This window comes from Defluviicoccus vanus, assembly GCF_014672695.1.
Lineage (GTDB): Bacteria > Pseudomonadota > Alphaproteobacteria > Rhodospirillales > Defluviicoccaceae > Defluviicoccus > Defluviicoccus vanus.
This window is the reverse complement of sequence record NZ_CP053923.1, coordinates 2,645,544-2,658,825: the sequence shown is the minus strand read 5'-3', so window position 1 is coordinate 2,658,825 and position 13,282 is coordinate 2,645,544. Positions and strand designations below refer to the sequence as shown.

General features: G+C 63.3%; 8 protein-coding genes and 1 pseudogene. 7 read left to right on the top strand and 2 right to left on the bottom strand.

Going from position 1 to position 13,282, the window contains the following annotated elements:
* Positions 1–6: 6 nt before the first annotated feature.
* The 7 genes and pseudogenes from HQ394_RS11965 (at position 7) to HQ394_RS11940 (ending at position 7,661) form a co-directional block, all read left to right on the top strand.
* Positions 7–1,845, top strand: a complete 1,839-nt coding sequence (locus tag HQ394_RS11965) for a beta strand repeat-containing protein (protein ID WP_190260443.1) — start codon at positions 7–9, stop codon at positions 1,843–1,845.
* A gap of 223 nt (positions 1,846–2,068) precedes the next feature.
* Positions 2,069–2,953 (top strand): calcium-binding protein, encoded by an 885-nt coding sequence (locus tag HQ394_RS11960; protein ID WP_190260442.1) that lies wholly within the window; start codon positions 2,069–2,071, stop codon positions 2,951–2,953.
* Positions 2,842–4,929, top strand: a complete 2,088-nt coding sequence (locus tag HQ394_RS11955; RefSeq protein WP_407644743.1) for a beta strand repeat-containing protein — start codon at positions 2,842–2,844, stop codon at positions 4,927–4,929. The genes HQ394_RS11960 and HQ394_RS11955 overlap by 112 nt, the downstream gene beginning before the upstream one ends.
* Positions 4,926–5,069, top strand: a pseudogene (locus tag HQ394_RS20515) (calcium-binding protein); the annotation flags it as partial. The gene HQ394_RS11955 and the pseudogene HQ394_RS20515, both read left to right, overlap by 4 nt.
* 9 nt (positions 5,070–5,078) lie before the next feature.
* Positions 5,079–5,912, top strand: coding sequence for a calcium-binding protein (locus tag HQ394_RS11950; RefSeq protein ID WP_190260440.1), 834 nt, complete (start codon positions 5,079–5,081; stop codon positions 5,910–5,912).
* On the top strand, positions 5,803–7,353 hold the full coding sequence (locus tag HQ394_RS11945; RefSeq protein WP_190260439.1) for a beta strand repeat-containing protein: 1,551 nt from the start codon (positions 5,803–5,805) through the stop codon (positions 7,351–7,353). The genes HQ394_RS11950 and HQ394_RS11945 overlap by 110 nt, the downstream gene beginning before the upstream one ends.
* Positions 7,354–7,364: 11 nt before the next feature.
* Positions 7,365–7,661 carry a hypothetical protein gene (locus HQ394_RS11940; protein ID WP_190260438.1) on the top strand — a complete coding sequence of 99 codons (297 nt, stop codon included), beginning with the start codon at positions 7,365–7,367 and terminating at the stop codon, positions 7,659–7,661.
* A gap of 68 nt (positions 7,662–7,729) precedes the next feature.
* On the opposite strand, the gene icmF is transcribed toward HQ394_RS11940, so the two are convergent.
* Together icmF and HQ394_RS11930 are read right to left on the bottom strand one after the other, a co-directional pair.
* A complete protein-coding gene (icmF, locus tag HQ394_RS11935; protein WP_190260437.1) occupies positions 7,730–11,011 on the bottom strand; it encodes a fused isobutyryl-CoA mutase/GTPase IcmF in 3,282 nt (1,093 codons plus the stop codon).
* A gap of 118 nt (positions 11,012–11,129) precedes the next feature.
* Positions 11,130–12,884 carry an acyl-CoA dehydrogenase gene (locus HQ394_RS11930; RefSeq protein ID WP_456151599.1) on the bottom strand — a complete coding sequence of 585 codons (1,755 nt, stop codon included), beginning with the start codon at positions 12,882–12,884 and terminating at the stop codon, positions 11,130–11,132.
* Positions 12,885–13,282 lie beyond the last annotated feature (398 nt).

Below are 13,282 nucleotides of genomic sequence, written 5' to 3'. Positions count from 1 at the left end.
GGGGCCATGGCGACCTTTATCGGCACAGATTCCAACGAAATCATTTCCCCCGACACCGTTTCCGCCGGTGTCACTGCCTCCCCTCCTGGCAGCCGTCCCGGCGACGGTGACGATTCCATCGACGGCCGTGGCGGTAACGATTCCATCGACAGCGGCGGCGGGAATGATACCGTCTTCGGCGGAACCGGTGACGACACCATCCACACGGCATCCTATGCCGACGGATCGTTTTCCATCTCGGGCGATGACGGCAACGACAGCATTTCCGGGAACTACGGTGATTTCGACATCGCCGGCGGCGGCAGCGGTAATGACACGATCATCGCTCAGTCGGCCTGGACTCATCTGAATGTCGATGGCGGTGATGGCAACGACAGCATAAGGGGCGGCTTATGGTGTTATTCCGAGGGCAACGTGTCGATTAATGGCGGCCTGGGGAATGATACAATCGATGCAGCACAATGCACGAAGTATGGAAATAATAGCATCATTGTTTATGGAGGCGAGGGAGATGATAGCATCATCGGCAGTAGATCTGGCGATGAAACATTATCTGCAGCTGCCGGAAATGATACGATAACCATTGATAATTGGAAGGCACTCGTCAGTATCGATGGCGGTGACGGCAACGACATAATAAACTATAGTAATAGCGGCTCGTACTCCGATAATATTTCGATTCAGGGCGGATATGGCAGCGACCGCATCAACCTGTCTCTCGGCATCGATGCGCACACGGTTGTCGTGTACGGCGGATCTGGCGACGATACGCTCACCGTCACCGGCTCCTCCGGCGGCGATGGGTCCGGCGTCTATCTCTCGGGCGACGACGGCAACGACAGTATCCTCGCCAGCATCAACGGAGCGGACGCGACGATTGTTGCCGGCGCCGGCAACGACACGATCAGCGGTGGCGCCGGCGACGACTCCATCGACGGCGGTGCTGGCATCGACACGGTGAGCTACAACGGGGCGACGGCGGCGGTATCGGTCAAGCTGGCGCTCACCACGGCGCAGAATACGCTGGGTGGCGGCATCGACACCCTCACCGGCATCGAGAATCTCCTCGGCTCCGCCTACAACGACACGGTAAGCGGCAACGCGCTGGCCAACAATCTCAGCGGCGGCAACGGTAACGATTGGCTCGCCGCTGCCGGCGGTGCCGATACCCTCATTGGCGGCCTTGGCAACGACACCCTCGATGGCGGCCTCGGCAACGACTCCATCGACGGCGGCGACGGCAGCGACATCGCCAACTACGCCGCGGCAGCGGCGGCGGTCAGTGTCAACCTGACGTTGACCACGGCGCAGAATACGCAGGGCGCCGGCATCGACACCCTGGTCGGCATCGAGAACCTTGCCGGCTCGGCCTACAACGACACGCTCAGCGGCGGTGCCGGCAACAACAGCCTCAGCGGTAACGGCGGTAGCGACTCGCTGGCCGGACTGGCCGGGAACGACAGCCTCAACGGCGGCGCTGGCGCCGACATCCTGAGCGGCGGCGCTGGCGCCGACAAGTTCGTCTTCGCCGCCGTGGCCGACTCGGGCCTCGGCGTCAATCATGACAGCATCGTCGCCTTTGATGGCGTCGGCGCCGCCGCCGGCGATCAGATCGATCTGTCGCTGATCGATGCCAGCACGCTCGTTGCCGGCAACCAGGCCTTCACCTTCATTGGCACCGCGGCGTTCAGCGGCGTCGCCGGTCAGCTGCATGTGGTGGCAAGCGGCACCAACACCCTCGTCCAGGGCGACATCAACGGCGACAAAGTGGCCGACTTCGAGATCCTGGTGCAGGACGGCGCCGTGCTGCCGAGCCAGTGGGTCGCCGGCGACTTCATCCTCTGACCCCGTCAGCCTCCCCGGCCCTCTGCCGCCGCCGGCATCAGGCGGCGCGCAGAGCCGCCGACGCCATGATCGCCGCATCCCGCTGAGCATAGGCCAACGCGGCACTGTAATGACAACCGACCGTTGAACCTGTTCGACACCTGGTTTAAAGTCCCATTCATAACACCTTTGGGGGAGGTGACGGTTGCCGCTGCCCTCCCAATTACAATGGAGGGACAAGACCATGGCGACGTTCACCGGCACGACCTTCAACGAAGTCATCAGCCCAGACTCTGTCTCACCGACGGTGAACCGCTCGCCCGCCGGCAGCTTCCCCGGCAGCGGCGCCGATTCCCTCGACGGCGGCGGTGGCAACGATACCCTCGACGGCGGCAGTAGCGACGACACCTTGCTTGGTGGAACGGGAAACGATCTGCTCATCAACAATACAGGTAACGACTCGCTGTCCGGCGGCGATGGCAACGATACAATTGAAAGCAATAATTATAGCTATGATGATGATACACTTAGTGGCGGCGCCGGAAACGACGTCATTAATAATTCAAATAGTAAAGGAAGCGACAGCCTTGATGGAGGTGCAGGTAATGACACAATATCGGCATCATATTACGGAGGAAGCACTATATATGGAGGTGAAGGCAACGACTATCTTTACAGTTATCTTGGAAATACTTCCATTGATGGGGGTGACGGCGCTGACTCGCTCTATGGAGGCAATGGAAACGAGACCCTCCGCGGGGGAGATGGCGACGTTCTCGACGCGGGAGCCGGCAATGATCGGCTTATTATCGATGGCAACGCGATTTCCATCGACGGAGGTCTTGGCAGCGACACCGGGCTCATTAATGTCGCAGTGCTGAGCGGTGTCCGTCTTATCGCCAACGTGGATGCCTGGGAGGTCGCCGCGGGCCTTGCTCCGGTGACCGTCCAGGGCTCCTCGGGTTCGGACAGCCTCGATTTTTCAACAGCGTCGTTACCGGCGGCCGGATCGCCTCGATCGTCGGCGGTCTCGGCAACGACAGTATCATCGGCACGGCTGGCGACGAGACGATTAGCGGCGGTTCGGGAAACGACATTGTATTTGGCGGCGATGGCGCCGACTCGATGACCGGTGACGACGGCGTGGATACGGTGATCGGTGCCGTCGGCAACGACACGGTCGATGGCGGCACCGGCAACGACGAGTTGCAGGGCGGTAACGGCAACGACGTCTTCGTCTTCCACAGCGGCGACGGTGCCGACGTCATCGACGACTTCACCGATGGCCAGGACCTCATCGACCTGAGTGCCTTCAACACCTCGTGGAACGCCATCGGCAAGACCGCGGTCAGCGGCGGCGTGCTGCTGACGATCGGCAGCAACGCCATCACCGTCACCGGCGCCACCCTCGCAACGCTTACCCAGGCCGACTTCATCGGCCTTGTCGGTACAGGCCCGACAACTGGGGACGACTCGCTCACGGGGACCGCGGGGTCGGACACCATCGACGCTCTTGCCGGCAATGACACGGTCGTCGGCCTCGGTGCCGGCGACTCGCTCATCGGTGGGACGGGCAACGACAGCATCGACGGCGGCGATGGTAACGACACCATCGATGGGGGCACCGGCAACAACACCATCCTGGGTGGTGGCGGCGACGACGAAGTCTATGCCGACATCGGCAACAATAGTATCGACTGTGGAAGCGGTAACGACACGATCAACGGCGGCAACGGCACTATCGTCGGCGGTACTGGCGATGACTCGATCTTTGGTAGCACCAGTATTGACGGCGGCATCGGCAACGACACGATCGAAGGTAGTCTTGTAAATGATAGTATCATAGGTGGCGGTGGTAACGACCTGATCTATAGCAATGAGGGCGATGATATCGTCGACGGCGGGGATGGTAACGATTCCATCTATGGTAACGGCGGCAGTGACACCATCTTCGGCGGCGGCGGCAACGATACCATTCGCGCCTTTGGTTATGCCGTCGAAAATTTCTCGATTTCAGGTGATGACGGCAACGATAGCATCGATGGCACCGGCAGTTTCAGTGCGTTCGGTATTACAGGTGGCGGCGGCAACGATACGATCGTTGTCTCGTACGGGGTCAATAGTGTTGTAATCGACGGCGGCGATGGCAACGACAGCATAAGCGGCCAAATCGCATTTAACTCCGAAGGTACTGTCTCAATTACCGGCGGGCTAGGTAATGACACCATTGGAGCGAATCAATATGATAGGTACAGTGATAGTACAATTATTGTTTACGGAGGTGATGGCGATGATAGGATTGTCGGAAGCACATTGAATAATGACACGTTAAGTGGAGGCAATGGGAACGACACGATAACTATTAATAATTCATACCAAGGCAATAGCATTGATGGCGGTGACGGCAATGACAGTATAATTGGCGCTGCCAACAATTTGAGCGCGACGATCACGGGCGGAGCCGGCAATGATACGATTAGCGTCGGCAGCCTAGGAGATGACTGCATCACTGGCGGTTCTGGGAGTGATGTACTCCTCGGAAGTGGTGGCAACGACAGCATTGACGGTGGTGACGGCAACGACACGGTTAGCGGCAGTGACGGCGCGGACGCACTGGCCGGCAGTGGCGGAAATGACTCCGTAAGTGGCGATGCCGGTGACGACACCGTGTCCGGCGGTGACGGCGCGGATGCGCTGGCCGGCAGTGGCGGCAATGACTCCCTGAGCAGCGATGCTGGTGACGACACGGTGTCCGGCGGCGACGGCAACGATAGCATCCAGGGCGGTGACGGCAACGACACCCTGCAAGGCGATGCCGGCAACGACAGCGTCGACGGCAACGAAGGCAACGATACGGTTGGCGGCGGCGACGGCGCGGATGCGCTGGCCGGCAGCGGCGGGAATGACTCGCTGAGTGGTGACGCCGGCGACGACACGGCGGCGGGTGGAGCCGATAACGACAGCATCCAGGGAGGTGATGGCAACGACGACAGCTTGCTGGGCAATATCGGCAACGACAGCGTCGACGGCAACGAAGGCAACGATACGGTCGACGGCGGCGACGGCGCAGATGCGCTGGCCGGCAGTGGCGGCAACGACTCCTGATCGGCGGTGCCGGCGACGACACGGTTGCAGGTGGTGCCGACGACGACACCATCCGCGGCGGCGACGGCAACGACACTCTGCTCGGCAATATCGGCAACGACAGCATCGACGGTGGCACCGGCAACGACACGGTAGACGGCGGCGACGGCGTGGATGCCCTGTCCGGGGGTGACGGGGCTGACTTGTTAATCGGCGGCACTGGCAACGATACCATCCTCGGAGGCGCTGACAGCGATACTCTCCGCGGCGGTGACGGCAACGACTCTATCGACGGCGGCGATGGGATCGATACGGTGAGCTATGCTGGAACCACCACCGGGGTGACGGTCAATCTGGCGCTAACCGGAGCGCAGAATACCGTCGGCGCCGGCATCGATACCCTCATCAACATCGAAAACATCCTGGGATCCACCTTCAACGATCTGCTGACCGGCAGTGCCGACAACAACAGCATCGATGGCAGCGGCGGTAACGATCAGATCTGGGGCGGCGACGGCAACGACACCCTGGCCGGCGGCACCGGCAATGATTCCCTGCACGGCGGTGCCGGCAACGACTCCATCGACGGCGGTGATGGCATCGATACGGTGAGCTATGCTGGAACCGGCGCCGGGGTGACGATCAATCTGGCACTCGCCACGGCACAGAACACCGTCGGTGCCGGCATCGATACCCTCGTCAACATCGAAAACATCCTGGGATCCGCCTTCGCCGACGTACTCACCGGGAGTGCCGGCAACAACAGCATCGATGGCGGCAGCGGCGACGATCAGATCTGGGGTGGCGACGGCAACGACACCCTGGCGGGCGGCATCGGCAACGATGCCCTGCACGGGGGTGCCGGTAACGACTCCATCGACGGCGGCATCGGGATTGACAGAGGTAAGCTACGCCGGAACCGCCGCCGGGGTGACGGTCAACCTGGCGCTCACCACGGCGCAGAACACTGTCGGTGCTGGCGTCGACACCCTCATCAACATTGAAAACATCCTGGGATCCACCTTCCACGACGTGTTCACCGGCAGTGCCGGCAACAACAGCATCGATGGCGGCGGCGGTAACGATCAGATCTGGGGTGGCGACGGCAACGACACCCTGGTGGGCGGCATCGGCAACGATTTCCTCCACGGGGGTGCCGGCAACGACTCCATCGATGGCGGTACCGGGATCGATACGCTGAGCTATGCTGGAACCGCCGCCGGAGTAACGGTCAACCTGGCGCTCACCGTGGCGCAGAACACCGTTGGCGGCGGCATCGACACCCTTGTCGGGATCGAAAACCTTCTCGGCTCGACCTTCGCTGATATCTTCACCGGCAGCGCCGACAACAACAGCATCGATGGTGGCGGCGGTGACGATCAGATCTGGGGTGGCGACGGCAACGACACCCTGGCGGGCGGCATCGGCAACGATTCCCTGCACGGGGGTGCCGGCAACGACTCCATCGACGGCGGCGCCGGGATCGATCGGGTGAGCTACGCCGGAACCGCCGCCGGGGTAACGGTCAATCTCTCGCTGACCACGGCGCAAAACACTGGCGGCGGCGGCATCGAGACCCTCGCCAACATCGAAGACATCCTGGGATCCACCTTCAACGACACGCTTACCGGCAACGCCCTCAACAACAGCTTCGATGGCGGCAGCGGCAATGATTCGCTGTCCACCGCGGCCGGCAACGACACGCTCATCGGTGGCCTCGGCAACGATGTCCTCGACGGCGGCGCCGGCAGCGACTCCATCGATGGCGGTGGTGGCATCGATACCGCGAGCTACGCCTCGGCGCTGGCGGCGGTGACGGTCAACCTGGCGCTCGTCACGGCTCAGAACACCGTCGGCGCCGGCATCGATACCCTCGCCAACGTGGAAAACGTCGTCGGCTCGGCGTTCAACGACACGCTTACCGGCAACGCCCTCAACAACAGCCTCGATGGCGGCAGCGGCAATGATTCACTCAGCGCCGCGGTCGGCAACGACACTCTCATCGGTGGCCTTGGCAACGATGTCCTCGACGGCGGGGCCGGCAACGACTCCATCGATGGTGGGGGCGGCATCGATACGGTGAGCTACGCCGCCTCCGCTACCGGGGTGACGGTCAACCTGGCGCTCGCCACGGCACAGAACACCGTCGGCGCCGGCATCGATACCCTCGCCAACGTGGAAAACGTCGTCGGCTCGGCGTTCAACGACACGCTCACCGGCAACGCCCTCAACAACAGCCTTGATGGCGGCAACGGCAATGACTCGCTGATCGGCGCGGCCGGTAACGATACGCTCGCCGGCGGCATCGGCAACGACTCCCACGACGGGGGTGCCGGGAATGACAGCCTGAGCGGCGGTGACGGGCTCGACACCCTCCTCGGCGGCGCTGGCACCGACATCCTAGTGGCGGCACCGGGGCCGACAAGTTCGTCTTCGCCGCGATAACCGACTCTGCCGTGGGCGTCAACCATGACAGTATCGTCGCCTTCGACGGCGTCGGCGCCGCCGCCGGCGATCAGATCGATCTGTCGCTGATCGATGCCAGCACGCTCGTTGCCGGCAACCAGGCCTTCACCTTCATTGGCACCGCGGCGTTCAGCGGCGTCGCCGGTCAGCTGCATGTGGTGGCAAGCGGCACCAACACCCTCGTCCAGGGTGACATCAACGGCGACAAAGTGGCCGACTTCGAAATCCTGGTCCAGGACGGCACCGTGCTGCCGAGCCAGTGGGTTGCCGGCGACTTCATCCTCTGAGCGAAGGCTTCCGCCGGCGAACGGGGCGCCTCGGCACCCCGGCCGCCGGCGGCGGCATCAGGCGCACATCACATGCTGCGGCGGTATTTGCCGCCGACCTCGAACAGCGCTTGGCTGATCTGGCCGAGGGAAAGCACGCGAACCGCGTCCACCAGGACCTCGAAGATGTTACCGCCGGCAACCGCCACCGCCTTCAGCCGTGCCGTCATCGCCTCGGCCTGATCCGCGTTGCGCGCATGGAATGCCGCCAGCCGGGCGAGCTGACCCTGCTTTTCCTCGTCGGTGGAACGCGCCAGCTCCGGTGTCGGTAGTTCGCTCCCCTGGGGATTGACGAAGGTGTTGACGCCGATGATCGGGTACGAGCCGTCGTGCTTCTTCCGCTCGTAGTAGAGGGACTCGTCCTGGATCTTGCCGCGCTGATAGCCGGTCTCCATCGCCCCCAGCACCCCACCACGCGCCGAGATGCGCTCGAACTCCTGCAGCACCGCTTCTTCCACCAAGTCGGTCAGCTCATCGATGATGAATGCGCCCTGATTGGGGTTCTCGTTCTTGGCGAGGCCCCACTCACGGTTGATGATCATCTGGATCGCCAGGGCGCGGCGGACGCTTTCCTCGGTCGGCGTGGTGATCGCCTCGTCGTAGGCGTTGGTGTGCAGGCTGTTGGTGTTGTCGTAGGTGGCGATCAGCGCCTGCAGCGTCGTGCGCACGTCGTTGAACGCGTACTCCTGGGCGTGCAGCGAGCGGCCCGAGGTCTGGGTGTGGTACTTGAGCTTCTGCGAGCGCTCGTTGGCACCGTACTTGAACCGCAGCGCCGTCGACCAGATGCGCCGGGCGACCCGGCCCATCACCGCGTACTCCGGCTCCATGCCGGCGGAGAAGAAGAACGACAGGTTGGGCGCGAAGTCATCGATGTGCATGCCGCGCGCCAGATACGCCTCGACGTAGGTGAAGCCGTTGGCGAGAGTAAAGGCCAACTGGCTGATCGGGTTGGCGCCAGCCTCGGCGATGTGGTAGCCGGAGATCGACACCGAATAGAAATTTCGCACTTGGTGGTGGACGAAATACTCCTGGATATCCGCCATCATCTTCAGGGCAAACTCGGTGGAGAAGATGCAGGTGTTCTGTCCCTGGTCTTCCTTGAGGATGTCAGCCTGCACGGTGCCGCGGACGTTTTTCATCACCCAGTCGCGAATCTTGAGCGCTTCATCCTCGGTGGGACGACGGCCATTCTCCGCCTCGAAGCGACAGATCTGCTGGTCGATGGCGGCATTGAAGAACATCGCCAGGATGGACGGCGCCGGACCGTTGATCGTCATCGACACCGACGTCTGCGGGTCGCACAGCTCGAAGCCGTCGTAGAGCGTCTTCAGGTCATCAAGCGTGGCGATCGACACCCCGGAGTTGCCCACCTTGCCATAGATGTCCGGCCGCTCGTCGGGGTCGAAGCCGTAGAGGGTCACGGAATCGAAGGCAGTGGACAACCGCTTCGCCGGCATGTCCTTGGCCAGGAACTTGAAACGGCGGTTGGTGCGGAACGGATCACCTTCGCCGGCGAACATCCGGGTGGGATCCTCGCCCTCACGTTTGAAGGAGAACACCCCGGCGGTGAACGGGAAGGCACCGGGGACATTTTCCTTCAACTGCCACCTGAGGATTTCGCCTTCATCCTCGAACCGCGGCAGCGCCACCTTGGGAATGCGGGTACCGGAGAGTGACTGACTGGTCAGAGCGGTGCGGGTTTCTTTGTCGCGCATCCGGACCACATACTCGTCGCCCGAGTAGGCCTGGACAACGGTTGGCCACATGTCGATCAGCTTGCGGCAGCGCGGATCAAGGGCCTCATTCTGGTCGTCCAGCAGCGCCTCCACGTCGGCGGCGGGGCGGCCCGCGGCGGCGAGCATCTCCTTGGTCTGGCGCAGCGCCTGCCGCTTGCGGGCGATCGCCACCTGGCCGCGGACGGCGGTATGATAGCCACGGACGGTATCGGCGATCTCCGCCAGATAGTTGCGCCGCGCCGCCGGGACGATCCCCGCCCCCGGCTCGGCATGCTTGGCGGTCACCTCCGCCGCACTGCTCTGCCAGCGGCCAAGGCTCTTGTCGTTGCACTGGCGGATCAGCTCCTGGTAGAGCGCGGTCACGCCTAAGTCATTGAACCGCGACGACATGGTGCCGAACACCGGCATCGTATCGACCGGGGTGGTAAACGCCTCGCGATTGCGTTGAATTTGCTTCGCCACATCGCGCAGTGCGTCCTGCGCCCCCTGCCGGTCGAACTTGTTGATGGCGACGATGTCGGCGAAATCGAGCATGTCGATTTTTTCGAGCTGTGAGGCAGCACCGAACTCAGGCGTCATCACGTACAGTGACAGATCGACGAACGGCACGATGCCGGCGTCACCCTGGCCGATACCCGGCGTCTCGACGATGATCAGCTGGAAGCCGGCAGCCTTGCAGGCGGTGATGATGTCCTTCATCGCCTCCGGCACTTCGGCGTTGGGCGAGCGGGTGGCGAGCGAGCGGACGTAGATATTGGCCGCGTCGATGGCGTTCATCCGGATGCGGTCGCCGAGCAAGGCACCGCCGGTTTTGCGCCGCGACGGATCGATGGCGATCACCGCGATCTTCGGCTCGCCAGAATACATACGGAAGCGGCGGATCAACTCATCGTTGAGCGAAGACTTGCCGGCACCGCCGGTGCCGGTGACACCGATCACCGGGACGACGCCACGGCGGTGCGCCAGAGCGTGCAGCTGGTCACGGGCGGCCTCGTCGAGGACGCCGTCTTCGAGCGCGGTGATCACCTTCGCCAGGTCGCGGAGGTTGCCTTCTGCAAGGGCATGGAAGTCGGTCGGCACCGACTCCGAGAGCGAGAAATTGCAGCGGGCGATCATATCGTCGATCATCCCCTGCAGACCCATCCGCCGGCCGTCCTCCGGCGTGTAGATGCGGGCAACGCCGTAAGCGTGCAGCTCGGCCACCTCCTCGGCGACGATGACGCCGCCGCCGCCGCCGAAGACCTGGATTTCCGCGCCGCCCCGCTCGCGCAGCAGGTCGATCATGTACTTGAAGAACTCCATGTGACCGCCCTGGTACGAACTTAAGGCGATGCCGTGGACGTCTTCCTGCAGCGCGGCGTTGACGATCTCCTCGACCGAGCGGTTATGCCCGAGATGGATCACCTCGGCGCCGGCACCCTGCAGCACCCGGCGAACGATGTTGATCGACGCATCGTGGCCATCGAACAAGCTCGCCGCGGTCACGAACCGTACCGGGCCTCGGGCTTTCGCCGCTTCCGCCGGCGCCGGATCAGCCTCGGTCTGCCGGTCCACAACCACTAGGTCATCAGGCATTTCAACAATCTCCACTCTTGCCGCGCCTGCGGCGCTGCGTGGGCCCACGCCGACGCGCCGGGCCCGTTGAAGTCACTCTCGCCGGTGTGCTGCCGCCGCGGCGGCGACGCGCCGGCGATCAGAGAAGTTCGGTATCGAGCGCAAGCACCGTTGCCGAGCCGTCGATGATGGCGCGGGTGAAGCCGGCAATGCGCGGCATCACGTGCTCAGCGTAGTAGCGCGCGGTGGTGATCTTGGCGGTGAGGAACGCCGGATCGCCCTCACCCGCCGCCAGCCGCCGGCCGGCCGCCAGCGCGGCGCGCGCCATTTCGTGGCCGCCGATCAGGGTGCCAAACAGCAGCAGGACATAGTTTGCCGCCACCAACGGCAGCCGCTGGTCGCGCCCGGCCGCGTCGAGCAGCCAGTCGACGACGCTGCTGGCATCGGCGATACCGGCCATCAGCGCTGCCGATAACGCCGCTGCCGAGGCTTGGTCGTCGCGGTTGGACGCGAGTGCGCTCTCGAGGCCACGCATCTCGTCGAGCAAAGCGCGGACCGTCTGGCCCTTGTCGCGGATGATCTTGCGGCCGACCAGGTCATTGGCCTGAATGGCGGTGGTGCCTTCGTAGATCGGCGTGATCCGCGCGTCGCGGAAGTGCTGGCTGGCACCGGTTTCTTCGATGTAGCCCATGCCGCCGTGCACCTGGACGCCGATCGATGTCAGTTCAACCGAGCGCTCGGTGCACCAGCCCTTGACGATCGGGGTCAGCAGCTCCAGCCGCGCCTTATTGAACGCCTGCACCGCGGCGTCGGGATGGCGATCGTAAAGATCGCTCGCCCGTGCGGCGGCAAAAGCCACCGCCCGCATCGCCTCGATTTCGGCGCGCATCGCCAGCAATTTGCGGCGGATGTTCGGGTGATGAATGATCGGCAGCCGCTCGCCCTTGGTGCCGACGGGCTGGCCCTGGACCCGCTCGCGGGCGTAGCTTACCGCCTGCTGATAGGCGCGCTCGGAGATGCCGAGGCCCTGGATGCCGACGACGAGACGCTCCAGGTTCATCATCACGAACATGTATTCGAGGCCGCGGTTTTCCTCGCCGACCAGGTAGCCGACGGCGCCGCCCTTGTCGCCGAACGACAGCACTGCCGTCGGGCTGCCGTGGATGCCGAGCTTGTGTTCGATCGAGACGCACTGGACGTCGTTCAACTCGCCCGGCGCGCCGTTGTCGTCGAGGATGAACTTCGGCACCACGAACAGCGAGATGCCCTTCACTCCCGGAGGCGCATCGGGGCAGCGGGCCAGCACCAGGTGGATGATGTTGTCGGTGAGGTCGTGATCGCCGTAGGTGATGAAGATCTTCTGCCCGGAGATCAGGTAGTGGCCGTCGGCGCGCTCGGCGCGGCTGCGAACGGCGCTCAGATCCGAGCCGGCCTGCGGCTCGGTCAGATTCATCGTCCCCGTCCACTCGCCGCTGACCATCTTCGGCAGGAAGCGCTGCTTCAGCTCTTCCGAGCCGTTAAGGGTGATCGCCTCGATCGCGCCTTGCGTCAGCATCGGGCATAGTGCGAAGGCCATGTTGGCGGAATGAATCATCTCCTGCACCGCGGCATTGACCAGCCACGGTAGCCCCATGCCGCCCCACTCCGGTTCATTGACCGCGCCGTTCCAGCCGCCGGCGATGAACGTGGCGTAGGCGTCTTTCCAGCCGTCCGGCGTCGTTACCTTGCCATCACTCCAAACCGACCCCTGCACGTCGCCTTGCTGATTGATCGGCGCCAGGACCTCGCCAGCGACCTTCGCTGCTTCTTCGAGGACGGCGCCNACCACGTCGGGCGTCGCTTCCTCGAGACCGGGAAGGCTCGCAATCTCATCGAGACCGCACAGCTCTTCCATGATGAAGCGCATGTCACGAATGGGTGCCGTGTAGATGGTCATGGTCGCGCCGTTCCTTCCCTGAGCGCCGTCACTGTTGCGGCGCGATGTTCTTTGCCCGGTCAGCCGCCGCTCGCGGGGCGGGTGCCGCGTTCAGCGTCATAGCATCCGGAGAGGCAATCGTCAGAGCAACCGCCATTGGCCGGCGACGATCCTTGCGTTCAAAGGCGGACGGTATTCGCGACGCAGTTTCGTCTCCGAATGCCCGGACCTTCACCTCCAGACGATCATCTCGTTCCGCTGAGTACTTTTAGCCAAGCGATCTTGCAGAACTGTCTGCTCAATGTATCGAATTGTAACGGCGACGCCATTTACCGGTAAAGGCTTTGTCGCCCTTCGTTGCCGTCTCGTACAATCGC